22 protein-coding genes and 1 tRNA gene are annotated in these 22,553 nt (G+C 71.2%); 12 read left to right on the top strand and 11 right to left on the bottom strand.

What is annotated here, in order from left to right:
• The first annotated feature begins 275 nt into the window (after positions 1–275).
• From nhaA to ACL02U_RS28895, 4 genes are all read left to right on the top strand, one after another.
• The gene (gene nhaA, locus ACL02U_RS28880; RefSeq protein WP_412793924.1) at positions 276–1,706 is read left to right on the top strand and encodes a Na+/H+ antiporter NhaA; all 1,431 of its coding nucleotides are present in this window, start codon (positions 276–278) and stop codon (positions 1,704–1,706) included.
• Between the two features lie 74 nt (positions 1,707–1,780).
• Positions 1,781–2,296, top strand: a complete 516-nt coding sequence (locus ACL02U_RS28885; protein ID WP_412793925.1) for a phage holin family protein — start codon at positions 1,781–1,783, stop codon at positions 2,294–2,296.
• Positions 2,293–3,246, top strand: coding sequence for an alpha/beta fold hydrolase (locus tag ACL02U_RS28890; protein WP_412793926.1), 954 nt, complete (start codon positions 2,293–2,295; stop codon positions 3,244–3,246). The genes ACL02U_RS28885 and ACL02U_RS28890 overlap by 4 nt, the downstream gene beginning before the upstream one ends.
• A 171-nt stretch (positions 3,247–3,417) precedes the next feature.
• Positions 3,418–3,609, top strand: a complete 192-nt coding sequence (locus ACL02U_RS28895; protein ID WP_412793927.1) for a hypothetical protein — start codon at positions 3,418–3,420, stop codon at positions 3,607–3,609.
• 37 nt (positions 3,610–3,646) lie between these two features.
• On the opposite strand, the gene ACL02U_RS28900 is transcribed toward ACL02U_RS28895, so the two are convergent.
• The 3 genes from ACL02U_RS28900 to nth form a co-directional block, all read right to left on the bottom strand.
• Positions 3,647–4,846: a MarP family serine protease gene (locus ACL02U_RS28900; protein WP_412793928.1), complete on the bottom strand. Its 1,200-nt coding sequence runs from the start codon at positions 4,844–4,846 to the stop codon at positions 3,647–3,649.
• 13 nt (positions 4,847–4,859) lie between these two features.
• Positions 4,860–5,555 (bottom strand): NUDIX hydrolase, encoded by a 696-nt coding sequence (locus ACL02U_RS28905; protein ID WP_412793929.1) that lies wholly within the window; start codon positions 5,553–5,555, stop codon positions 4,860–4,862.
• A 160-nt stretch (positions 5,556–5,715) separates the two neighbouring features.
• The gene (gene nth, locus ACL02U_RS28910; protein WP_412793930.1) at positions 5,716–6,690 is read right to left on the bottom strand and encodes an endonuclease III; all 975 of its coding nucleotides are present in this window, start codon (positions 6,688–6,690) and stop codon (positions 5,716–5,718) included.
• Between the two features lie 251 nt (positions 6,691–6,941).
• Here nth and ACL02U_RS28915 point away from each other — a divergent pair, with 251 nt between their 5' ends.
• Together ACL02U_RS28915 and ACL02U_RS28920 are read left to right on the top strand one after the other, a co-directional pair.
• Positions 6,942–7,616, top strand: a complete 675-nt coding sequence (locus ACL02U_RS28915; protein WP_412793931.1) for a Crp/Fnr family transcriptional regulator — start codon at positions 6,942–6,944, stop codon at positions 7,614–7,616.
• 43 nt (positions 7,617–7,659) lie between these two features.
• The gene (locus tag ACL02U_RS28920) at positions 7,660–8,472 is read left to right on the top strand and encodes a nucleotidyltransferase domain-containing protein (RefSeq protein WP_412793953.1); all 813 of its coding nucleotides are present in this window, start codon (positions 7,660–7,662) and stop codon (positions 8,470–8,472) included.
• Between the two features lie 219 nt (positions 8,473–8,691).
• On the opposite strand, the gene ACL02U_RS28925 is transcribed toward ACL02U_RS28920, so the two are convergent.
• The 4 genes from ACL02U_RS28925 to ACL02U_RS28940 all read right to left on the bottom strand — a co-directional run bounded on the left by ACL02U_RS28925 (position 8,692) and on the right by ACL02U_RS28940 (position 11,406).
• Positions 8,692–9,522: an MBL fold metallo-hydrolase gene (locus ACL02U_RS28925; RefSeq protein WP_412793932.1), complete on the bottom strand. Its 831-nt coding sequence runs from the start codon at positions 9,520–9,522 to the stop codon at positions 8,692–8,694.
• Positions 9,519–10,388: an NUDIX hydrolase gene (locus tag ACL02U_RS28930; RefSeq protein WP_412793933.1), complete on the bottom strand. Its 870-nt coding sequence runs from the start codon at positions 10,386–10,388 to the stop codon at positions 9,519–9,521. Before ACL02U_RS28930 ends, ACL02U_RS28925 begins: the two co-directional genes overlap by 4 nt.
• Before the next feature lie 398 nt (positions 10,389–10,786).
• Positions 10,787–11,248, bottom strand: coding sequence for a RidA family protein (locus ACL02U_RS28935; protein ID WP_412793934.1), 462 nt, complete (start codon positions 11,246–11,248; stop codon positions 10,787–10,789).
• A complete protein-coding gene (locus ACL02U_RS28940; RefSeq protein ID WP_412793935.1) occupies positions 11,245–11,406 on the bottom strand; it encodes a DUF4177 domain-containing protein in 162 nt (53 codons plus the stop codon). Before ACL02U_RS28940 ends, ACL02U_RS28935 begins: the two co-directional genes overlap by 4 nt.
• A gap of 117 nt (positions 11,407–11,523) precedes the next feature.
• On the opposite strand from ACL02U_RS28940, the gene ACL02U_RS28945 reads away from it, so the two are divergent.
• Positions 11,524–12,501, top strand: a complete 978-nt coding sequence (locus ACL02U_RS28945) for an ArsA family ATPase (RefSeq protein WP_412793936.1) — start codon at positions 11,524–11,526, stop codon at positions 12,499–12,501.
• 236 nt (positions 12,502–12,737) lie between these two features.
• Positions 12,738–14,039 (top strand): ArsA family ATPase, encoded by a 1,302-nt coding sequence (locus tag ACL02U_RS28950; protein WP_412793954.1) that lies wholly within the window; start codon positions 12,738–12,740, stop codon positions 14,037–14,039.
• Positions 14,040–14,095: 56 nt separating this feature from the next.
• Here ACL02U_RS28950 and wblA read toward each other — a convergent pair whose 3' ends face one another.
• Positions 14,096–14,434, bottom strand: a complete 339-nt coding sequence (wblA, locus tag ACL02U_RS28955; protein WP_412793955.1) for a transcriptional regulator WblA — start codon at positions 14,432–14,434, stop codon at positions 14,096–14,098.
• 545 nt (positions 14,435–14,979) lie between these two features.
• On the opposite strand from wblA, the gene ACL02U_RS28960 reads away from it, so the two are divergent.
• Complete coding sequence (locus ACL02U_RS28960; protein WP_412793937.1) at positions 14,980–17,322, top strand: transglycosylase domain-containing protein; 2,343 nt, start codon at positions 14,980–14,982, stop codon at positions 17,320–17,322.
• 214 nt (positions 17,323–17,536) lie between these two features.
• Here ACL02U_RS28960 and ACL02U_RS28965 read toward each other — a convergent pair whose 3' ends face one another.
• A complete protein-coding gene (locus ACL02U_RS28965; protein ID WP_412793938.1) occupies positions 17,537–18,001 on the bottom strand; it encodes a GatB/YqeY domain-containing protein in 465 nt (154 codons plus the stop codon).
• Positions 18,002–18,371: 370 nt separating this feature from the next.
• Between ACL02U_RS28965 and ACL02U_RS28970 the strand changes: the two genes are divergently transcribed.
• From ACL02U_RS28970 to ACL02U_RS28980, 3 genes are all read left to right on the top strand, one after another.
• On the top strand, positions 18,372–19,301 hold the full coding sequence (locus tag ACL02U_RS28970) for a metallophosphoesterase (RefSeq protein WP_412793939.1): 930 nt from the start codon (positions 18,372–18,374) through the stop codon (positions 19,299–19,301).
• 152 nt (positions 19,302–19,453) lie between these two features.
• Positions 19,454–20,308: a Pr6Pr family membrane protein gene (locus ACL02U_RS28975; RefSeq protein ID WP_412793940.1), complete on the top strand. Its 855-nt coding sequence runs from the start codon at positions 19,454–19,456 to the stop codon at positions 20,306–20,308.
• A 33-nt stretch (positions 20,309–20,341) separates the two neighbouring features.
• Positions 20,342–20,415: transfer RNA gene (locus ACL02U_RS28980), tRNA-Pro, on the top strand.
• A 119-nt stretch (positions 20,416–20,534) separates the two neighbouring features.
• On the opposite strand, the gene ACL02U_RS28985 is transcribed toward ACL02U_RS28980, so the two are convergent.
• Both ACL02U_RS28985 and ACL02U_RS28990 read right to left on the bottom strand, forming a co-directional pair.
• Entirely contained in the window at positions 20,535–22,043 is a 1,509-nt protein-coding gene (locus tag ACL02U_RS28985) for a tyrosine-type recombinase/integrase (RefSeq protein ID WP_412793941.1), read from the bottom strand.
• A 58-nt stretch (positions 22,044–22,101) separates the two neighbouring features.
• The gene (locus tag ACL02U_RS28990; protein WP_412793942.1) at positions 22,102–22,440 is read right to left on the bottom strand and encodes a helix-turn-helix domain-containing protein; all 339 of its coding nucleotides are present in this window, start codon (positions 22,438–22,440) and stop codon (positions 22,102–22,104) included.
• Positions 22,441–22,553 lie beyond the last annotated feature (113 nt).

Below are 22,553 nucleotides of genomic sequence, written 5' to 3' on the forward strand. Positions count from 1 at the left end.
ACTGCCCGCCGCGGCGAGCGAGGACTGAGACGGCGCGGGCCAGGTAGAGGGGGGACTGAGGCCGCCACGGCCGCGGACGGGCTGAGCCCAGCCGCCGCTTCCCGGAGGGGCACCCGACACCAGCCGTGCCGGGTGCCCCTTTTGCGTATAACGTAATGATCACTGGCCCGGCGGTCGCACGTTAGGTAATCTAAGCAAAGCTGAAGTAAAACAAGGTGCGCCGGGAAGTCTGGTCGGCATGTGTTCGTCGCTGCCCACCCACCGGAGGTCTGTCTGTGCCCGCGCCCCGTACCACCAGCCGCAGGGTCTTCGGCCGTCTGACCCTGCCGGAGCGGACCTTCGTCGCGGACGCGCTGCGCACCGAGACCGTCGGTGGCGTGCTGCTGCTGCTCGCCGCGGTCGCCGCGCTGATCTGGTCGAACATCCCCGCACTGCACGAGAGCTACCAAGCGGCCGCCGACTTCCACTTCGGCCCCGAGGCGCTCGGGCTGCACCTGTCCGTCGAGCACTGGGCCGCCGACGGGCTTCTGGCAGTCTTCTTCTTCGTCGCCGGCATCGAACTCAAGCGCGAACTGGTCGCCGGTGATCTGCGCGACCCCAAAGCCGCCGTCCTGCCCGTCGTCGCGGCTCTGTCCGGCATGGCGGTACCCGCCCTGGTCTACACCCTGACCGCGGTCACCGGCGGCGGCTCGCTGGAGGGCTGGGCGGTGCCCACCGCGACCGACATCGCCTTCGCCCTCGCCGTGCTCGCCGTGATCGGCACCTCGCTGCCCAGTGCCCTGCGCGCCTTCCTGCTCACCCTCGCCGTCGTCGACGACCTCTTCGCCATCCTGATCATCGCGATCTTCTTCACCAGCAGCATCAACTTCGCCGCACTCGCCGGCGCGGCGGCGGGCCTGGCCGTCTTCTGGCTGCTGCTGCGCACAGGGGTACGCGGCTGGTACGTGTACGTGCCTCTCGCCCTGGTGATCTGGGCACTGATGTACAACAGCGGAGTCCACGCCACCATCGCCGGCGTGGCGATGGGCCTGATGTTGCGCTGCACCCGGCGTGAGGGCGAGGACCACTCCCCCGGTGAGCGCATCGAACACCTCGTCCGGCCCGTGTCGGCTGGACTGGCCGTCCCGCTGTTCGCCCTGTTCAGCGCCGGCGTGACCATCTCCCATCACGAGATCGGCGACGTGTTCACCAAACCCGAGACCCTCGGCATCGTGCTCGGGTTGGTCGTCGGCAAGTCCCTCGGTATCTTCGGCGGCACCTGGCTCACCGCCCGCTTCACCAGAGCGTCCCTCAGCGAGGACCTCGCCTGGGCCGACGTGTTCGCGGTCGCGGCTCTGTCCGGGATCGGGTTCACCGTCTCACTGCTGATCAGCGAGCTGGCCTTCGAGGGCGACGCGGTGCTGACCGACGAGGCCAAGGCCGCCGTCCTGACGGGCTCCCTGATCGCGGCCGTCCTGGCGACGGCGCTGCTCAAGATCCGGAACGCCAAGTACCGGGCGCTGTGCGAGGACGAGGAGCGGGACGACGACCTCGACGGCATTCCGGACATGTACGAGGAGGACCGCCCGGAGTACCACCTGCGGATGGCCGTCATCCACGAGGCCAAGGCCACCGAGCACCGCCGTCTGGCGGAAGAGCTGGCCGCCGCACGCCACGCCACCGAAGTGCCGGGCGGGGCGGGCGGGGAAGACGACCGTCCGGCATGATCTGACGGAACGGTACAGAAGACCTCCGCAGTCACGGCGGCGGACGGATCCGAACGCGAGAGAGGGAGACCGCGATGAGCGCACCCGACGGCAACCCGGTCGGCACCGAACGCAGCATCGGCCAGCTGTTCGCATCGGCCACGACCGACATGTCGGCGCTGGTGCATGACGAGATCGCACTGGCGAAGGCTCAGCTCAAGCAGGACGTCAAACGCGGCGCGATGAGCGGCGGCGCGTTCACGGTGGGCGCCGTGCTGCTCGTGTTCTCCCTGCCGATGCTGAACTTCGCGCTGGCGTACGGCATCCACGCCTGGACGGGCGGCCACAACGGCGAGGGGGGCTGGAACCTCGCCTGGTGCTTCCTGCTGTCCTTCGCCGCCAACGCCCTGATCGCCCTGCTGCTCTTCCTGATCGGCGCGACGTTCGCGAAGAAGGCCAAGAAGGGCAAGGGACCGCAGAAGGTCGCCGCCTCCGTGAAGGAGACGGCGGGCGTCCTGCAGAACGCCAAGCCGCACCCGCGTCCGGAAACCCCCGCTCTGGAGGAGCGCGTCCCCGAAGCCATCGAGGCTGTGGCACGCTCGTCCTCATGACGGACCCCACCACCCCTGCGGCGCAGCAGCCGAAGTCGGTCGTACGGATCGACCTGCCCGGAGGGCGGAAGGTCAGGCACCGCGATGTCGCCGCCAACGGTGCGCGCTTCCACATCGCGGAGCTCGGCGACGGGCCGCTGGTGCTGCTCCTGCACGGCTTCCCGCAGTTCTGGTGGGCCTGGCGTCACCAGCTGACGGCGCTCGCCGACGCCGGCTACCGGGCCGTCGCCATGGACCTCAGAGGCGTCGGCGGCTCCGACCGCACCCCGCGCGGATACGATCCCGCCAACCTCGCCCTGGACATCACCGGGGTGATCCGCTCCCTCGGCGAACCGGACGCCGCGCTGGTCGGCCACGACCTGGGCGGATACCTGGCGTGGACGGCGGCCGCGATGCGTCCCAAACTGGTGCGGCGCCTCGCGGTCTCCTCGATGCCGCATCCCCGGCGCTGGCGGTCGGCGATGCTCTCCGACGTCCGGCAGACCAGGGCCGGCTCGCACATCTGGGGTTTCCAGCGACCGTGGATCCCCGAGCGGCAGCTGACCGCGGACGACGGGGCTCTGGTGGGCCGGCTGCTCCGGGAGTGGTCCGGTCCGCACCAGCCGGACGACGAGGCGGTGGAGACGTACCGCCGGGCGATCTGCATCCCGTCGACGGCGCACTGCGCGATCGAGCCCTACCGCTGGCTGGTCCGCTCCCTCGCCCGCCCCGACGGCTTCCAGTTCAACCGGCGCATGAAGCGACCGGTGCGGGTACCGACCCTGCACCTGCACGGCTCGCTCGACCCGGTGATGCGCACCCGCAGCGCGGCCGGTTCGGGTGAGTACGTCGAAGCGCCGTACCGATGGCGGTTGTTCGACGGACTGGGTCACTTTCCGCACGAGGAGGACCCGGCCGCCTTCTCCACCGAGTTGGTCAACTGGCTCCGGGACCCCGAGCCCGACCGCTGAGCACGGGCCGCGCGGCCGCGGGCTCGGGCCCGCATCCGGTGGTGCGGACCCTCTGCCGCCGGCGGCAGTTCCTGAACATCTGTGCGGGGAGCGGCCACATGCCCGACGCATAGGCCAATTGGGGGGCGTGGGAACGGTTATCGACCATGGGGCAGGGGCAGACGTCCGGGTATGGGCTGGACGCACGACTACAGTGACGTAGCACGCAACCGCCGCTCGGGCAGTGCCCTGAGCTCCCGCCAGCGAGGTGGCACAGCGCAACTGCCGAGCACGGACGGCAGCGACCTGCGGGTGGGGATCCCACGCATCCTTCGCCGCCGGGCCCGCTGGGTGTCCGTACGGCTGCGCCACCCGCGAGACTGACGCCGCAGCGGCACCGTCCTCAACCGCTGCTCGCGCCCTACAGCGCGCAGCGGTCGCTGTCCACCTTCCGGTTCGCGGTACGCCCCTTGTCGACGTCCTTCCGGATCTCGTCCGCGGTCAGCGCGTATCCGGTCTCGGCGTCGTCGAGGGACTTGGCGAAGACCACGCCGTAGACGCGGCCGTCGGGGGTGAGCAGCGGGCCGCCCGAGTTGCCCTGCCGGACGACCGCGTACAGCGAGTAGACGTCGCGGCGCACGGTGCCGCGGTGGTAGATGTCCGGGCCGTTGGCGGTGATCCGGCCGCGCACGCGTGCCGCGCGCACGTCGTACGCGCCGTTCTCCGGGTAGCCGGCCACGATCGCGCTGTCGCCGCTCGAGGCGTTCTTCGGTGCGAAACGCAGCGCGGGCGCCTCCAGGTCGGGGACGTCGAGCACGGCGATGTCGCGCTGCCAGTCGTAGAGGACGACCGTCGCGTCGTACCTTCGGCCCGCGCCGCCTATCTGAACGGTGGGTTCGTCGACGCCGCCGACCACGTGTGCGTTGGTCATCACCCGGCGGTCGGCGAAGACGAACCCGGTGCCTTCCAGGACCTTGCCGCATCCCTCGGCGGTGCCCATGACCTTGACGATGGAGCGTTCGGCGCGGGTGGCCACGGCACTGTGCGCGAGCGCAGGGTCCGGTGGCTGGACGTCCGTGATCGGCTCGTTGGCGAACGGGCTGAAGACCTGCGGGAAGCCGTTCTGCGCGAGGACGGAGGAGAAGTCGGCGAACCAGGTGTCGGCCTGGTCGGGCAGCGCCCGGGACACGCCGAGCAGCACCTTGGAGCTGCGGACCTCCTTGCCGAGCGTGGGCAGGGTGGTGCCGGCCAGTGCGGAGCCGACCAGCCAGGCCACGAGCAGCATCGCGACGACGTTGACCAGCGCACCGCCGGTCGCGTCCAGGGCGCGTGCCGGGGACCAGGTGATGTACCGGCGGAGCTTGTTGCCGAGGTGGGTGGTCAGTGCCTGGCCCACGGACGCGCACACGATGACGACGATGACCGCGACGACCGCCGCGGTGGTGCTGACCTCGGCGTTGTCGGTGAGCGCGGACCAGAGCAGAGGCAACGTGTACACGGCGAGAAGGCCACCGCCGAGGAACCCGACCACCGACAGGATGCCGACGACGAAGCCCTGGCGGTAGCCGACCACCGCGAACCACACGGCCGCGGCCAGCAACAGGATGTCCAGCACGTTCACGGCAGCCACCCTGTCATGACCGCCAGTCCAGCGGGACCCGCTTGTCCGAGTCCCAGGGCCGTTCCCAGCCGGCGAAGTGGAGCAGCCGGTCGATCACTCCGGCCGTGAACCCCCAGACCAGAGCGGATTCCACCAGGAATGCCGGGCCCCGGTAGCCGCTGGGGTGGACGCTGGTGGCCCGGTTCTCCGGGTCCGTGAGATCCGCCACGGGGACGGTGAAGACGCGGGCGGTCTCGTTCGGGTCGACGACCCCGACCGGGCTGGGCTCCCGCCACCAGCCCAGTACCGGGGTGACGACGAAGCCGCTGACCGGGATGTACAGCCGGGGCAGCACGCCGAAGAGCTGCACGCCCGCGGGATCGAGGCCGGTCTCCTCCTCGGCCTCGCGCAGCGCGGCCCGCAGCGGTCCGTCGGTGTGCGGGTCGCCGTCCACCGGGTCGAGGGCACCGCCGGGGAAGGAGGGCTGCCCGGCGTGGGAGCGGAGCGAGCCGGCCCGTTCCATCAGCAGCAGTTCGGGGCCGCGTTCGCCCTCGCCGAACAGGACCAGTACGGCGGACTGGCGGCCGTCGCCGCTCTCCGGCGGGAGGAAGCGGCTCAGTTGGAGCGGCTGGACGGTCTCCGCGGCCCGCACCACGGGGTCGAGCCAGCCGGGCAGGCCCTTCTTGCTGAGTGTCACGGAACCGCCCTGAGTGTTGCTCGCGTGCGTCATCGCCGCCCCCGTCGTCCTGCCGTGTCCAACGCCCGGCGGCATCGAGATCGTTCCGCCGCCGCCGTACCGGCGTCGTCGCCGGCCCCCTCGCCGACCGCCGGGGCGGCCTGCCGCACCGACCGGTCCGCGCTGCCGCGGGCCGGGCCGGCAGCCCGCCCCGTCATTCGGCCCTCAGCGGTGGTGCGGGCCTGCCTCCGGCGTCCAGGTAGGCCTGCGGGGGCTTCAGACGCTGGCCGGGAAGGCCGCCCTTCTCGTACTTGAGCAGCTTCTTCGCCTTCTCCGGGTCGGTCTCGCCCTCCCCGTAGGCCGGGCAGAGCGGGGCGATCGGGCAGGCGCCGCAGGCAGGCTTGCGGGCATGGCAGATGCGGCGGCCGTGCCAGATGACGTGGTGCGACAGGTCCGTCCAGTCGCTCTTGGGGAAGAGCCCGCCGACCACGGCCTCGATCTTGTCGGGGTCGGTCTCCTCGGTCCACTTCCAGCGCCGCACGAGCCGCTGGAAGTGGGTGTCCACGGTGATGCCGGGCCGCCCGAAGGCGTTGCCGAGCACGACGAAGGCGGTCTTGCGGCCGACACCGGGCAGCTTGACGAGGTCCTCCAGGCGGCCCGGGACCTCGCCGCCGTGGTCCTCCACCAGAGCCCGGGACAGGCCCATGACGGATCTGGTCTTGGCGCGGAAGAAGCCGCAGGGGCGGAGGATCTCCTCCACCTCCTCCGGGACGGCGGCCGCCAGGTCCTCGGGGGTGGGGTAGCGGGCGAACAGCGCCGGGGTGGTCTGGTTGACGCGCAGGTCCGTGGTCTGGGCCGACAGCACGGTGGCGACCAGCAGCTGGAAGGGGTTGTCGAAGTCCAGTTCGGGATGGGCGTAGGGGTAGACCTCCGCCAGCTCCCGGTTGATGCGGCGGGCGCGGCGGACCAGAGCGGTGCGCGACTCGTCCTTCGCCGGCCGGCGGGCGGCGGACTTCACGGGCCGCTCCGGGACCACCGCAGCGGTTTCCTTCGGGGCGGCCTTCTTCGCCGGTGCGCTTCCGCGGGCACGCGGGGTCGTCCCCTTCGCGGTGTTCGCCGCTTTCCTTCCCTCACTCGGGCTCCCACCCGACCCCTGTTCGCCCACAGCGGAATCGCGACGTACTACCACCCGTGCAGCCCCCTAGGCCTGTGCTTTCACCGGCGTTTCGGACACCCGGCCAGCCTAAGGCCCGGCACCGACATCCGCCCCGGACAGGGAAGATCGGCCCCCAATTGGCCCCCTGCCGCTTACCACGGGACAGGTGTGCGGCATCCTTGTGACAGATCACACCGTTTGGCCCCTCCGGCAGAATGGGCACCGGGGTCCCCTGGTACACGGGGGAGCAAGATCCCCTGAGCCGGTCGACAAGGAGAGTACTCGTGGACGACGTTCTGCGGCGCAATCCGCTCTTCGCGGCGCTCGATGACGAGCAGTCCGCGGAGCTTCGCGCCTCCATGAGTGAGGTGACCCTGGCACGCGGGGACTCCCTGTTCCACGAGGGGGACCCGGGTGACCGGCTGTACGTGGTGACCGAGGGCAAGGTGAAGCTCCACCGCACCTCGCCCGACGGCCGCGAGAACATGCTGGCCGTGGTCGGCCCCGGCGAGCTCATCGGGGAGCTGTCGCTCTTCGACCCGGGCCCGCGCACCGCGACCGCGACCGCACTGACCGAGGTGAAGCTGCTCGGGCTGGGCCACGGCGATCTGCAGCCCTGGCTGAACGTCCGCCCCGAGGTGGCCTCCGCACTGCTGCGCGCCGTCGCCCGGCGCCTGCGCAAGACCAACGACGCCATGTCGGACCTGGTCTTCTCGGACGTTCCCGGACGGGTGGCGCGCGCCCTGCTGGACCTGTCCCGCCGCTTCGGCGTGCAGTCCGAGGAAGGCATCCACGTCGTCCACGACCTGACGCAGGAGGAGCTGGCCCAGCTGGTGGGCGCCTCCCGGGAGACTGTGAACAAGGCACTCGCGGACTTCGCTCAGCGCGGCTGGCTGCGCCTGGAGGCGCGGGCCGTGATCCTGCTGGACGTGGAGCGCCTGGCGAAGCGCTCCCGCTGACACCGGCCGCCCCCGGAACCGGACACCCGACACCCGAAACGTGATCGCCTCCAAGGGTCTGGACGCCGAGGGCCACATCGCGCGGGAGGGCTCCCTCGCCCGCGTGCCGCACGATTTCCGAGCCGTGGTCGCCGCCACGCGCGCACGCCTGCCGGCCGTGTTCGGGGCCCGACTGCACAGCGCCTACCTGTACGGCTCCGTTCCGCGCGGCACCGCCCGCCCCGGCCGCAGCGACCTCGACCTGCTGCTGGCGTTGCGGGAGGAGCCCACGGACGCCGACCGGGAGGCCGTACGACGGCTCGGCGAGGGCATCGACCGGGAGTTCGGGCAGATCGACGGCGTCGGCACGCTGCTGTACAGCCGGGCCCGGTTGCTGAGCGAAGCGGAGCGCCACGACCTGGGCTGGTTCGTGGCCTGCCTGTGCACGCCGTTGCTCGGGGAGGACCTGGCCGCGGAGCTGCCCCGCTACCGGCCCGACACCCTGCTCGCCCGGGAGACCAACGGCGGTCTCGGCGGGCTGCTGCCCCGCTGGCGGGAGCAGATCGCCTCGGCCGGTACCGAGGAGACCCGGCGGCGGCTGGTGCGCCACATGTCCCGGCACCTGGTACGCACCGGGTTCACGCTGGTGATGCCGCGCTGGCAGGGCTGGACCAGCGAGCTGCCCGAGATGGCCGAGGTGTTCGGCGGGTACTACCCGGAGCGGGCCGGCCAGATGCGCGCGGCGGCCGAACGCGGGCACGAACCGGTCGGCGACGCCGGGGTACTGCGCGCCTACGTCGACGACCTCGGCCCGTGGCTGGCGGAGGAGTACGCGCGCGTCCACGGCGTCAAGACGTCGCGGCCCGACGGCGGCTGAGCGGTCGGCACCGTTCTGCCGCCGTGCCGCTCTGCTGCTGTGCCGTTCTGCCGCCGTGCCGCGTTCTGCCTCGCTGCCTCGGCGCCTCGGCGCCTCTGTACGGAACCGGAGGAGCGGCTCGGTCTCCACGACCGCGCGCGCCGCGTCGCCCCGGCGCGGTGGCGGGGCGGCCCGGAGCGGAGGTCGCACGGCAGGCGGCGCTCCCACCGGTGGGCCCGGTCAGATCAGCCCGTGCTCCTCCAGGTACTCGAGCTGCGCCCGCACCGACAGCTCGGCCGCCGGCCGGAGAGTGCGGTCCACGTCCGCGTAGACGTGGGCGACGACCTGGGCGGGGCTGCGGTGGCCGTCCTCCACGGCCGTCTCCACCTGGGCGAGCCGGTGGGCGCGGTGGGCCAGGTAGAACTCGACGGCGCCCTGGGCGTCCTCCAGGACGGGGCCGTGTCCGGGCAGGACGGTGTGGACGCCGTCGTCCACGGTGAGCGACCTCAGCCTCCGCAGGGAGTCCAGGTAGTCACCGAGGCGGCCGTCGGGATGGGCCACGACGGTGGTGCCGCGGCCGAGGACGGTGTCGCCGGTGAGGACGGCCCGGTCGGCCGGGAGGTGGAAGCACAGGGAGTCCGCGGTGTGGCCCGGCGTCGGGACGACCCGCAGTTCCAGCCCGCCCGCGGTGATCACGTCCCCGGCGGCCAGTCCCTCGTCGCCGAGGCGGAGCGCCGGGTCGAGCGCACGCACCCGCGTGCCGGTGAGTTCGGCGAAGCGGGCGGCGCCCTCGGCGTGGTCCGGGTGGCCGTGGGTGAGCAGGGTGAGAGCGATCCGCCGGCCGGACTGCTCCGCGGTGTCGGCGACCGTCTTCAGGTGCCCTTCGTCGAGCGGGCCGGGGTCGATCACGACGGCCAGGTCGGAGTCGGGCTCGGCGACGATCCAGGTGTTGGTGCCGTCCAGGGTCATCGCGGAGGCGTTGGGCGCCAGCACGTTCACCGCGCGCGGGGTGGCGGGGCCGGAGAGGACCCCGCCTCTCGGCTGACCGGGGAGGGCCGCGGCGTCGGTCATGCGGGGCCTCCACCTGCCGGGATGTGCTTGGTGAACTCGTCGTGGCCGGGCCAGGTCAGCACGACCCGGCCGCCCTCCAGCCGGGCCCGCGCCAGGACGGGCGACAGGTCGCGGCCGGGCGCGTCGGCCAGGGCCTCGGCGGCGGTGGCGTACGGAGCGAGCTGGCGCAGGGTGGCGATGGTCGGCGGCATCATCAGCAGTTCGCCCCTGTCGTACGCGGCCGCCGCGTCCGCGGGCCGGGTCCACACCGTGCGGTCGGCCTCGGTGGAGGCGTTGCGGGTGCGCTGGCCGGCGGGCAGCGCGGCGACGAAGAACCAGGTGTCGTAGCGGCGGGCCTCGAACTCGGGCGTGATCCAGCGGGTCCAGGCGCCCAGCAGGTCGGAGCGCAGCACGAGGCCGCGGCGGTCCAGGAACTCGGCGAAGGACGTCTCGCGGTCCACCAGTGCCGTACGGTCGGCCTCCCAGTCCTCACCGGTGGTGTCGCCGACGACCGAGTCGGAGGTGGGGCCGGCCAGCAGCACGCCGGACTCCTCGTAGGTCTCCCGCACGGCCGCGCAGACGATCGCCTGGGCGACCGCGTCGTCGACGCCGAGCCGCTCGGCCCACCAGGAGCGGGGCGGGCCGGCCCAGCCGACCCGGTGGTCGTCGTCGCGGGGGTCCACACCACCGCCGGGGTACGCGTACGCGCCTCCGGCGAAGGCCATCGAGGCGCGTCGGCGCAGCATGTGGACCGCGGGTCCGGCCGCGCCGTCCCGCAGCAGCATGACGGTGGCCGCGCGCCTGGGTACGACCGGAGTGAGGGTGCCGTCCGCGAGCGCGCGGATGCGGTCCGGCCATTCCGGGGGGAACCACTGCCCATTCGCCATGGGCGGAGGCTATCCGGTGGCGGGCGAATGTTCGAGAGCTGACCGATCAGGGCCGGTCGGCGGGGGCTCTGCCCGGCTCGGCGGGTGCGCGGGGGTCTGCCCGGCTCGGCGGGTGCGGGGTGTCCCGGCCCCGCTGCTGCGGCCCGCCCGGCACGGCGCCCCCGGCATGCCCGGCCCGGGAAGTGCGTCAGGCCGCATGCCCGGACCGCGGGTGCGCCGAGCCGGCACGGCGTGTCCGGGAGGCCCCGAGCCGACACGGCCGGCCCGCGGGGCGCCGCGCGCAGGCCCGGCTGGCCCAGGAGGTGCGCCGGGGCCGACGTGGAGGGGGCCGGATGCCCCAGCCGGGCCGATGCGGTCGGGGCCCGGCCCGGCGGACCGGCAGTCCCCCGCTCGGCGGGTCAGGCCAGTTCCACCTGGATCTCCACCTCGACCGGCGCGTCCAGCGGCAGCACGGCGACGCCCACCGCGCTGCGCGCGTGCACGCCCTTGTCGCCCAGGACCTGGCCGAGGAGTTCGCTGGCGCCGTTCAGCACGCCCGGCTGCCCGGTGAAGTCGGGGGCGGAGGCGACGAAGCCGACCACCTTCACCACCCGCGCTACACGATCCAGATCGCCTGCGACGGACTTCACGGCGGCCAGCGCGTTCAGCGCGCAGGTGCGAGCCAGTTCCTTCGCCTCTTCGGCGGTGACCTCCGCGCCGACCTTGCCGGTCACCGGGAGCCTGCCCTCGACCATCGGCAGCTGGCCGGCCGTGTAGACGTACGGCCCCGACTGCACCGCCGGCTGGTAGGCGGCCAGCGGGGGGACGACCTCCGGCAGGGTCAGACCGAGCTCGGCGAGCTTCGCCTCGACCGCGCTCACGCCTGCTTCTCCCGCTTCAGGTAGGCGACGAGCTGCTCGGAGTTGCTCGGCCCGGGCACGACCTGGACGAGCTCCCAGCCGTCCTCGCCCCAGGTGTCCAGGATCTGCTTCGTGGCATGGACGAGCAGCGGCACGGTTGCGTATTCCCACTTGGTCATGGGGGCGACTCTAGCCGCTGCCCGCTACCGCTTTCGGCCGCCCGCCCGGCGGCGGTACGGCCGCGTTGTCCACAGCCTGCCGGTTGCCGGAGACGCGGACTGGTTACGCTCGAAGACGTGAGCAGGCTCCAGGTCGTCAGCGGCAAGGGCGGGACCGGAAAGACGACGGTCGCCGCGGCCCTCGCGCTGGCCCTCGCCACGGAGGGGAAGCGGACGCTTCTCGTCGAGGTGGAGGGTCGGCAGGGCATCGCACAGCTCTTCGAGACGGAGGCGTTGCCCTATGAGGAACGCAAGATCGCCGTCGCCCCCGGGGGCGGGGAGGTGTTCGCCCTCGCCATCGACCCGGAACGCGCGCTGCTGGACTACCTCCAGATGTTCTACAAGCTGGGGAGCGCCGGGCGGGCGCTGAAGAAGCTCGGCGCCATCGACTTCGCCACCACCATCGCGCCCGGGGTCCGGGACGTGCTGCTGACCGGGAAGGCGTGCGAGGCGGTGCGGAGGAAGGACGGCCGCGGACGGTTCGCGTACGACGTCGTGGTCATGGACGCGCCGCCCACCGGCCGTATCACCCGCTTCCTCAACGTCAACGACGAGGTGGCCGGGCTGGCCAAGATCGGTCCGATACACAACCAGGCCCAGGCGGTGATGCGGGTGCTGAAGTCGCCGCAGACGGCCGTGCACCTGGTGACGCTGCTGGAGGAGATGCCCGTCCAGGAGACCGTCGACGGCATCGCGGAACTGCGTGCCGCACGCCTGCCGGTGGGGCGGGTCATCGTGAACATGGTGCGGCCGGAGCTGCTGGACGCGGCCGACCTGGAATCCGTGCGGGCCACGCCGCGCAGCGCTCTCGCGCGGACGCTGTCCGGTGCCGGGCTGGGCGGCGCGCGGCGCGGCGGGCACGCGGAGCGGCTGGTGGATCCGCTGCTGCAGCAGGCCGAGGAGTACGCCGAGCGGTTCGCTCTGGAGCAGGAGCAGCGAGCGGAACTGGGCCGGCTGGAACTCCCCCTGCACGAGATGCCGCTGCTCACCGACGGCATGGACCTGGCCGGCCTGTACGAACTCGCCACCGAACTGCGGAAGCAGGGGATGTCATGAGTCCGGACCCCGCACGCGAGGCCGCCCCTCGCACGTCCTCCGCACGGGAGACGGCCGGCCGCTCCGCGCCCGCACGGAAGGCGGCCGGCGGCTCGTCCGCCGGAGAGGGGACCCCACGCTCCTCCTCCGCCGGGAGGAAGGCACCGCGCTCCTCCGCCGGGGACTCCGCCGGAGAGAAGGCACCGCGCTCCTCGTCCGCCGCCCACGAGGCTCCGCGTCACCTCTCCCCGGGGCGGATGCTCGACGTCGACCCGATCCTCGACGACCCGGACACCCGGATCGTGGTGTGCTGCGGCTCCGGCGGGGTCGGCAAGACGACCACCGCGGCGGCGCTGGGGCTGCGGGCGGCCGAGCGCGGCCGCAAGGTGGTCGTGCTGACCATCGACCCGGCCCGGCGGCTCGCCCAGTCCATGGGCATCGACTCGCTGGACAACGTCCCGCGCCGGGTGAAGGGCATCGAGGACGCTTCCGGCGGCGAACTGCACGCGATGATGCTCGACATGAAGCGCACCTTCGACGAGATCGTCGAGGGGCACGCGGATCCGGAGCGGGCTGCCGCGATCCTGAGCAACCCGTTCTACCAGTCGCTCTCGGCGGGCTTCGCGGGCACGCAGGAGTACATGGCGATGGAGAAGCTGGGCCAGTTGCGGGCCCGCGAGGAATGGGACCTCATCGTCGTCGACACCCCGCCGTCGCGTTCGGCGCTGGACTTCCTGGACGCGCCGAAGCGGCTGGGGTCGTTCCTGGACGGCAAGCTGATCCGCGTGCTGCTGGCACCGGCGAAGGTCGGCGGGCGCGCCGGGATGAAGTTCCTGAACGTCGGCATGTCGATGATGACGGGCGCGCTCGGAAAGGTGCTGGGCGGCCAGCTGCTGAGGGACGTGCAGACGTTCGTGGCGGCGATGGACTCGATGTTCGGGGGGTTCCGGACTCGGGCGGACGCCACCTACAAGCTGCTCCAGGCCCCCGGCACGGCCTTCCTGGTGGTGGCGGCCCCGGAACGGGACGCACTGCGCGAGGCGGCCTACTTCGTGGAGCGACTGGACGCCGAGGACATGCCGCTGGCCGGTCTCGTCCTCAACCGCGTGCACGGCAGCGGCGCCGCCCAGCTGTCTGCCGAGCGGGCGCTCGCCGCCGCGGAAAATCTTGAGGACTCCCGCATTGTGGATCAACGGGACGGGAAAGCTGGACTTCGTAACTCCCCCGACACGTACGGAAGTTCAGATTCTCCCGATGCTCCGTCGGCAGAGGCTCCCCAGCCCCCCGAGGACGCCTCCCGGACCGGCGCCGACTCCTCCCGGCCCGCCGGCCAGGACGTCGAACAGCTCACCGCGGGCCTGTTGAGGCTGCACGCCGAGCGGATGCAGTTGCTCTCCCGCGAGCAGCGCACGCGTGACCGCTTCACCGCGCTGCATCCCGAGGTGGCGGTGGCCGAAGTCGCCGCGCTGCCCGGCGACGTGCACGACATCGCAGGGCTGCGGAACATCGGGGACCGGCTCGCGACCAACAGGCCGGAACTCCCGTCGACGGACGCCTGAGGCAGGCGCCCGAACTACCTGCAGCACGCCCCCGCGGCGGGCCGAAAGGCGCGTTCTCAGCCCACCGCCGCGTAGTTCTCGTACATCTCGTCGTCGTCGAGGGGTACGAGCCCTGCGCCGCGCTCGTACTCCGTGCGCGCCGTCTCCAGCAGCCGGCGCCAGGAGGTCACGGTGGGCCGCCGGCGCAGCAGTGCGCGGCGCTCCCGTTCCGTCATCCCTCCCCACACGCCGAACTCGACGCGGTTGTCGAGCGCGTCGGCCAGGCACTCGGTGCGTACCGGGCATCCGGTACACACCGCCTTGGCTCTGTTCTGCGCTGCTCCCTGAACGAACAGTTCATCCGGATCGGTAGTGCGGCAGGCAGCCTGCGCACTCCAGTCGGTCACCCAGCCCATACCGGCGCCGTCCTCTCCCGAATCGAGGCTCCCCCACGGCGGCAGCGGCATATTCACCGCCGCCAGTTGAGGACGTTACGGAAGGTGGGCACAGCGCAACACCCCCAGCAGGCCCAATCTTGAATGGTCCGAACGGACTATGAGGAAGCGGCAGATCACCCGGGCGAGTGAGCTGGCGACATACGACACCAACCCGGCAAACCAGGACAGTTGCATGGCGCCATAGCGGACGAGGAGAGACACAAACGGCGAATTCCGACACGCGCTCCTCGGAAAACCGGAGGACATCGCGGAACGATTCGAGAGCGCCGGACGTATTGATACGTGACTGCACTGCTGTGACAGTTGGCAGCAGCTTAGGCCAAGGCATGGACGCGTGTCCGGCGAATGGGGAAGGGAGCACGCCGTCCACCGCCCCGCACGGGCACCTTCGGCCAGGGGCGACGCCCGCCCGGCTGCCGCGTCTGCCACCGCGGCGCTCCGCACCCCCCGGCAGGAGCACCCGCTCCGTCGGAACGCTCACCACTACGGATTAGGCTGCCCCCATGGCAAAAAAGCGCTCGGGCGGCGGTCTGTCGCCAACGCAGCAGGCCGCCAAGTTCCTCGGTGTCAGTGTGCTCGCGGGAGCGGTGCTGGCCGGCATCGCACTGCCAGCCGTGGGCGCACTGGGTCTGGCTGCCAAGGGGTCCGTGGAGAGCTTCGACGAGCTACCGGCCAATCTCAAGACGCCACCGCTGAGCCAGCGCACCACCATCCTCGACGCCGACGGCAAGCTGATCGCCACGGTCTACTCGCGCGACCGGACGGTGGTGAGCCTCAAGGACATCTCGCCGTACATGCAGAAGGCGATCGTCGCGATCGAGGACTCGCGCTTCTACGAGCACGGCGCGGTCGACCTCAAGGGCGTCCTGCGCGCGCTGAACAAGAACGCGCGGGAGGGCGGCGTCGCCCAGGGCGCCTCCACGCTGACCCAGCAGTACGTCAAGAACGTCTTCGTCGAGGAGGCCGGCGACGACCCGACGAAGGTCGCCCAGGCCACCCAGCAGACCCTCGGCCGCAAGATCAAGGAGCTGAAGTACGCGATCCAGGTGGAGGAGGAGCTCGGCAAGAAGAAGATCCTCGAGAACTACCTGAACATCACGTTCTTCGGCGAGCAGGCCTACGGCGTGGAGGCGGCCTCCCAGCGCTACTTCTCCAAGCACGCCAAGGACCTCAACCTGCAGCAGGCGGCACTGCTGGCCGGCATCGTCCAGTCCCCGAGCCGCTACGACCCGGTGAACGACGAGGCCGAGGCCAAGAAGCGGCGCAACGTCGTGCTGCAGCGCATGGCCGAGGTCGGTGACGTCTCGCAGGCCGAGGCCGACAAGGCCAAGCAGGCTCCGCTCGGCCTGAAGGTCAGCCGGCCCAAGAACGGCTGCATCACCGCCTCCGACGGAGCCGGATTCTTCTGCGACTACGTCCGCCAGGTCTTCATGAGCGACCCGGTCTTCGGAAAGACCAAGAAGGCGCGGGCCAAGATCTGGAACCAGGGCGGCCTGACGATCCGCACCACCATGGACCGGCAGGCCCAGAAGTCGGTGCAGAAATCGATCAAGGAACACATCAACACCAGCGACGAGGTCGCGGCCGCGGCCGCCATCGTGGAGCCCGGCACCGGCAAGATCCTGGCGATGGGCCAGTCGCGCCCGTACGGCATCAACACCAAGAAGCACCAGACCACGCTCAATCTCGCGGTCGACAAGGACATGGGCGGCGGAGTCGGCTACCAGCCCGGTTCGACGTTCAAGCCCATCGTGGCCGCCGCCGCGCTGGAAGGCGGCATGCCGCCGACCCAGGTGTACCCGGCGCCGTACGAGATGGACTACCCGCACCCGGTCCAGGCCTGCGACGGCAAGGTCTGGAACGAGTCGGGCGTCTCCCTCACCAACGAGACCCGTGCCGAGAACGGCCCGTACTCGATGAAAGAGGCGATGGCGAAGTCCGTCAACACCTACTTCGTGGAGATGATCGGCGAGATCGGCATCTGCCCGGCGATCCAGATGGCGAAGAAGATGGGCGTCGAAAGAGCCGACGGCGCGGCGTTCCGGCAGGCCCCCTCCATCGCGCTGGGCGGCCAGGAGATGTCCCCGCTGACCATGGCGAGCGGCTACGCGACGTTCGCCGCGCGCGGCATGCACTGCACGCCCGTCGCCATCGAGTCGATCAGTCAGCGGGTCGGCGGCACCACCAAGTCGCTCAAGGTCCCGAACTCGACCTGCTCCCGCGCGATGTCCGAGAACACCGCCGACACCATCAGCACGCTGCTGCGCGGCGTGGTCGAGGACGGTACCGGCCGGCAGGCCGGCCTGAGCAACCGGGCCAGCGCCGGAAAGACCGGCACGACCGACGAGCGTTACGCCGCCTGGTTCGTGGGCTACACCCCGAACCTCGCCGGTGCGGTGTGGGTCGGCGACCCGGCGCACAAGCGCAAGATGGAGGACATCAAGATCGGCGGCGTCTACCACGCCAAGGTCTTCGGTGGCGCGGTGCCCGCCCCGATCTGGAAGGGCATGATGTCCGGCGCGCTGAAGGGCAAGCCCGCCCCCGGCTTCAACCTCGTCGACATCCCCGACCCGCCGGCCCAGGGGAAGGACAAGGGTCACGGCGACGGCGGCAACGGCGGTCGGCCGGGCAACGGCCACGGGAACGGCGGATTCATCGGCGGGCTGTTCGACGGCACCACCACCGGGACCGCGAACGGCGGCGCGGGCGGCAGCACCGACGCAGGAGCGGGCGGCGCCCCCCTCCCGTCGCCCACCTTCACCTTCCCCGGCAACCTGGTGCAGGGCCAGACAGGCAGCGGTACCGCTGGCCCGACGGACGGGACGGCCAGCACGAGCGGACCATGACGCGAGCGTGAGAGGCCGCAGGCGCCCCACCTCTCCGGGTGGGGCGCCTGCGGCCTCTCCGGGTAAGGCGCCTGCGGCCGAGACGACTCACCTCACCGATCGCCTCGGCGAGGCGGCTCGGGATGCGGCAGAGCAGTGGGGCGGCAGGACAGGTCCGGCCCGCACCCGAGGAACGGGGCGCCCGGCGAGCCCCACCGGAGCCCCGCCCACCGGGTCAGCCGGCGAGCTGCTTCTTCACCGCGGCGGCAACCCGGCCCCCTTCGGCCTGACCGGCCACCTTCGGGTTCACGATCTTCATGACCGCGCCCATCGCCCGCGGGCCCTCGGCACCGGTCGCCCTGGCCTCCTCGACGGCCTGGGCGACGATCGCGCTCAGCTCCTCGTCACTCAGCTGCTTGGGCAGGTACGCGGCCAGCACCTCGCCCTCGGCCTTCTCCCGCTCGGCCTGCTCGGCACGCCCGCCCTGCGCGAAGGCGTCCGCCGCCTCCCGGCGCTTCTTCGCCTCCCGGGTGATCACCTTGAGTACCTCGTCGTCGGAGAGCTCGCGCTTCTCCTTGCCCGCGACCTCCTCCTTGGTGATCGCGGCGAGCGTCAGCCGGAGCGTCGAGGAGCGGAGCTCGTCGCGCTCCTTGATCGCGGCGTTGAGGTCTTCCTGCAGCTTCGACTTGAGCGTGGTCATGGGGTTGATTGTCGCAGGCGCACGGCGGCCACCGCCCGCGCATTTCCCACGCGCACTCCCCCGGCATCGCACAACACCCCGTCGTATCCCCCGGGCGCCGCCCACCGCACCCCCTCGAACCCGCGCCCGCCCGCTCCCTGCCCCCGCTCGCCTCCTCTCAGAGGCCCGCTCACCGGCCTCCGAGGCCGGCAGCGCCCGGCACCTGCCCAGGAGCAAGCGCCCCTCCGCCTCACCCGCCACGGCAACCCCGCATGCCACGCCCCCACCACCCGACAACCCCGGATGCCACGCCCCCACCCGACAACCCAGATCTCCACGCCCCGCCCGGGCATCCGCTCGTCGACGCCACCGGGTCTGACACGATGGTCGTATGCGCGCGCGATACGGAGCCCCCCTGGGAATTGCGGCTGTCGGGGCCGCCGGACTGCTGTACTCGGCCGGGTTCGAGGCCCGTTCCTTCCGCCTCCGACGGGTGACCGTCCCGATGCTGCCTCCGGGCATGCGCCCCCTGCGCGTACTGCAGGTCTCGGACATCCACATGGTCGGCGGCCAGCGCAAGAAGCAGCGCTGGCTGCGCGCGCTGGCCGGCCTGCGCCCCGACTTCGTGGTCAACACCGGCGACAACCTCTCCGACCAGGAGGGGGTGCCCGAGGTACTGGACGCGCTCGGCCCGCTGATGGCGTTCCCGGGGGCGTACGTCTTCGGCTCCAACGACTACTACGGCCCCAGAATGCGCAACCCCGCCCGCTACCTCCTGGAGAAGGCGAGCGGCCGTCACGGCCTGAACGGCAACCCGCCCGTGGTCGGCGCGATCCACAACCCCTGGGAGGACCTGCGCGACGGCTTCGACGCGGCCGGCTGGCTCAACCTCACGAACACGCGCCGAATCCTGAAACTCGAGGGCGGCGTGTCGGTGGAGCTGACCGGCCTGGACGACCCCCACATCAAACGGGACCGCTACGCCCGTGTCGCGGGTGGCCCGTCCCCCTCCGCGAACGTCTCCCTGGGCGTGGTCCACGCCCCCTACCTGCGGGTACTGGACGCCTTCGCAGCCGACGGCTACCCGCTCGTCCTGGCCGGCCACACTCACGGCGGCCAGGTGTGCATCCCCTTCTACGGCGCCCTGGTCACCAACTGCGACCTGGACCCGGACCGGGTGAAGGGCCTCTCCACCCACACGGCGGAGGGCCGCACCGCCCACCTGCACGTGTCCGCGGGGTGCGGGACGAACCGCTACACCCCCGTACGCTTCGCGTGCCCACCGGAGGCCACCCTGCTGACGCTGGTGGAACGCCAGTAGACGGACGCGGACCGCATGGCCGGCTCCGGCTCCGGCCATGAAGGCGGCAAACGCCCCTCCGGTTCCCCGCCCCCGTCCGCCCCATCCCGCCCGCGTCACCCACACAGCTCACCCGTATCGCCCCTCATGCCCCTTTTTCCTAGCGTGAGGGCATGACCGCCCCGATACCCAGGGACATCCCGGATCTCCCCGCGATTCCGGGCACCCCGACGCTGCTGCCCTCCTACGTTCCCGCCGCCGCAGTGGTACCCCCCGTGCGCCACCCATTGGTCGCGGTCTACCGCCTCCTGGTCGCCGCCGCGGCGACCGCCGGCGTGGCCCTGACGCTGCTGCTGACGGGCGCTCTCCACGCGCTCAGCTACTTCGCAGTCCAGAGCGCGATCCTGCTCGCACTGGTCTCCACCCTCTCGGCCCGCCGTGCCTGGACAGCCCGCCGCCCCCTCCCCTCCGCGGTGATCGGCGCCACGCTCCTCTACGCAGTGATCACCGCGCTGGTGTACCACCTCGTACTGACCGGCGCGTCACCCCCCTTCTCCATGACAGCCCCGCCGGGCAGCCCCGCCACCCCGACGGGCTGGCACGCGGTGGCCAACCACCTCCTGCACACCGTCGCCCCCACGGCGGCCGTCCTGGACTGGCTGCTCCTGTCCGCACCGGGCCGCCTCCACCTGCGCCAGGCCACCGGCTGGATGCTCTACCCCCTCGCCTACCTGGTCTTCGCACTCAGCCGGGCGGAATTCCTCACCCCCGGCACACCGGGCCGCTATCTCTACCCGTTCCTCGACGTGGACCAGCACGGCTACAAGAGCATCCTCGCCAACGCGCTCCTGCTCGGCCTCTTCTTCTACGCCCTCGCCCTAATCCTGGTCGCCCTCGACCACACCCGCCCCGACCCGACCCGCTACCGCGCCCGCCGCCGGATCCGCGCCCGGAAACACCCTCGGCCCCGCACCCGCCCCCGAGGCCGAGGCAAAACCGGATTTCGTCTCCGGCCGCCGGTGGGCTAAAGTAAACGACGTCGCCGCGACAGGCAGCGACATCGGGGTGTAGCGCAGCTTGGCAGCGCGCTTCGTTCGGGACGAAGAGGTCGTGGGTTCAAATCCCGCCACCCCGACAGAGAAACACCAGTTCAGGGCCGGTGCTGAGAGATCAGCACCGGTCCTGAACTGTTCTCCAGAGGCTCTCTGGAGAAATCCTGGAGAAGATCTTGGAATCCGTCTCCAGACCAGCGCCCTACCCCCGAGCCCTCAGCAACGCATCCAGAGCAGCCACGGGCGAGCCGAGGCTCATCGCTCGGCGCGCGGCCAACGCCTCCTCCCACATCCCGGTGAGCGCGGTCATCAGCGCCTGCCTCATCCCGGGCGTGATGTGGTCGTAGCGGGACTGCACCGAGCCGTCCTCGTGACCCATGCGCTCGTCCATCAGCTTCGGCGGAGTCCCCACTTCTCTCATCAGGGTCTTGTGCGTATGGCGCAACCCGTGCGGCGTCAGCCCCGGAGCGATCGGCACCCAGCACGCCTCAGCCCGCTTGGAAGCTCCTCGCCCACGTGCGGGAATCCCGGGCCACGGCTCAGCGACCACCGGCACAGGGTGCTCTTCCTGATTGCCGCGCCCGGGGTACCGTCCCGTGGCGGCAGGTCGAAAGAGCCACGTGGCGAAGCCCGAGCGCCGCCAGTGTGCGGCCAATTCCCCCGATCCCGCGTTACGGACGTAGCCGAGATCGGTGATGGCCTCCAGCACCTTCAGCCGAGTCGGCTCCGCCACAGCGTCCGGGCGGTTGAGGACGTTGGAGACCGTGCCTGTCGAGACGCCGGCGCGGCGAGCCACGTCGACCAGCTTCGCTCCCGGGCGACTCATAGAGCCGTTAGCGGCGCCGTGACCACGGAAGACGTAGATCAGTCCGTGACACTCGCAAGGCTTCGGTTTCGTCCGGGCGATGTGGCCCGCAATCAGTGCGGCGAGGAAATCCGGGGTGTCAATGTCTCGGTAGGAGTCGTCCTTCGGCGGGCAACGGTGCAGTTCGCCTGTATCCAGCTCATAGAGCTGCCACTCCACGCGAATGCTCTTCGGCCGGACGAACTCGGTCTCAAGGCCAACAATCTCGCCCCAGCGCATGCCTGTGTAGCCCTTGAGGACGCCGCCAACGAACTCATCGTCGCGGCCGGACAGCAGCGCCATGCGCTCGGCGAGCAGCAAGATGCCGAGCGCTGTGGTGACCGCCTTCTCCGGGCCGCGGTTGCGGGAGCGGCCGGCGCGCTTCCCTCGTCCGCGCCGCTTGGTTGCCGGGTTGGAATCGCGCAGTCCCTCGTCAACGGCGTCGGCAAGGATCAGGTGCAGTGTCGCCCGCCATGTCTTGACGCTGGTAGCCGCGTAAGGAACGGCGCGTTCCCGCTTCTCCCAAGCGGCGATGTCGCTGCTCAGGATGTCGGCGATGGCGAAATCCTCGAACGCGGGGAGCAAGTGTTCTTCGATGTGCCGCCGATAGTTCTGCATGGTGGATGCCGCCAAGTCCTGCGCGGCGTACCAGCGGTTCACGTAGGCGCCAAAAGTGATCCGCTCGGGAGGCGCCTTCTTCGTTCCGGCCAACAGCTTCGCTTCTTCGGCGTCCGCCGCCTTCTTTGCCGCTGCCTTGGTCCGGAAGCGGATGGCGTCACCATCGGCATCGCGCACAGTGGCGTACTTGCCGGGCGCGAGCTTGTACCGGCCGCGCCAGTAGCTGCCGAGGTTCTCGGCGTAACCCAACTTGCTCTCCCTATCGGCGGGGTTGCCGCCCGGCTGGAGGGACGGGCGGCACACGGAATCAGGCTGCGGTGGACTGCGATTGGCCGTGTCGCGCCCTGCGCGGGGTCCTTGCCTTCAGCGAGGTGACGGACACCGCTGCGGTGGCAGCCCGGCGGCGCGGCGCTTGTGAGACTGGTAGGGCAGCGCTGCTGCTTCCGGTGGGACGGCTCTCGAAGATGCGCGTTATCTCTGCAACGTGCTCAGCCGTGAACCGGTAGCTGCCTCCGGGCTTGGTGAAGGGAATGCGTCCCCTGCGGGCCTGTTCCTTCACCCACCACTCGGAGCAACGGAGAGCTTGGGCAACATCCGCAGCGGAGTAGAGCTGAGGCAAGTCGGTGATCTTCTGACCCACTTTCATGTCTCCTCTTGGGCTCGCTTCGAGGGTTCCGACGCTTGGACCTGTCCGAGGTTCGGATTTCTGTGTCACAGCGTCACCTGCGTCATCCAGGGTCCTGACCTGGGGGAATCTGT

This window comes from Streptomyces sp. MS06 (assembly GCF_047200655.1).
Lineage (GTDB): Bacteria > Actinomycetota > Actinomycetes > Streptomycetales > Streptomycetaceae > Streptomyces.

Excerpts from the sequence above, each read along its gene's own strand:
- ACL02U_RS28950 (WP_412793954.1), top strand. The coding sequence starts at position 12,738 with ATGCTCGACGTCGACCCGATCCTCGACGACCCGGACACCCGGATCGTG.
- ACL02U_RS28885 (WP_412793925.1), top strand. The coding sequence starts at position 1,781 with ATGAGCGCACCCGACGGCAACCCGGTCGGCACCGAACGCAGCATCGGC.
- wblA (WP_412793955.1), bottom strand. The coding sequence starts at position 14,434 with ATGGGCTGGGTGACCGACTGGAGTGCGCAGGCTGCCTGCCGCACTACC.
- ACL02U_RS28965 (WP_412793938.1), bottom strand. The coding sequence starts at position 18,001 with ATGACCACGCTCAAGTCGAAGCTGCAGGAAGACCTCAACGCCGCGATC.
- ACL02U_RS28940 (WP_412793935.1), bottom strand. The coding sequence starts at position 11,406 with ATGACCAAGTGGGAATACGCAACCGTGCCGCTGCTCGTCCATGCCACG.
- ACL02U_RS28890 (WP_412793926.1), top strand. The coding sequence starts at position 2,293 with ATGACGGACCCCACCACCCCTGCGGCGCAGCAGCCGAAGTCGGTCGTA.
- ACL02U_RS28905 (WP_412793929.1), bottom strand. The coding sequence starts at position 5,555 with ATGACGCACGCGAGCAACACTCAGGGCGGTTCCGTGACACTCAGCAAG.
- ACL02U_RS28925 (WP_412793932.1), bottom strand. The coding sequence starts at position 9,522 with ATGACCGACGCCGCGGCCCTCCCCGGTCAGCCGAGAGGCGGGGTCCTC.
- ACL02U_RS28960 (WP_412793937.1), top strand. The coding sequence starts at position 14,980 with ATGGCAAAAAAGCGCTCGGGCGGCGGTCTGTCGCCAACGCAGCAGGCC.
- ACL02U_RS28990 (WP_412793942.1), bottom strand. The coding sequence starts at position 22,440 with ATGAAAGTGGGTCAGAAGATCACCGACTTGCCTCAGCTCTACTCCGCT.
- ACL02U_RS28975 (WP_412793940.1), top strand. The coding sequence starts at position 19,454 with ATGACCGCCCCGATACCCAGGGACATCCCGGATCTCCCCGCGATTCCG.
- ACL02U_RS28895 (WP_412793927.1), top strand. The coding sequence starts at position 3,418 with ATGGGCTGGACGCACGACTACAGTGACGTAGCACGCAACCGCCGCTCG.
- ACL02U_RS28970 (WP_412793939.1), top strand. The coding sequence starts at position 18,372 with ATGCGCGCGCGATACGGAGCCCCCCTGGGAATTGCGGCTGTCGGGGCC.
- ACL02U_RS28930 (WP_412793933.1), bottom strand. The coding sequence starts at position 10,388 with ATGGCGAATGGGCAGTGGTTCCCCCCGGAATGGCCGGACCGCATCCGC.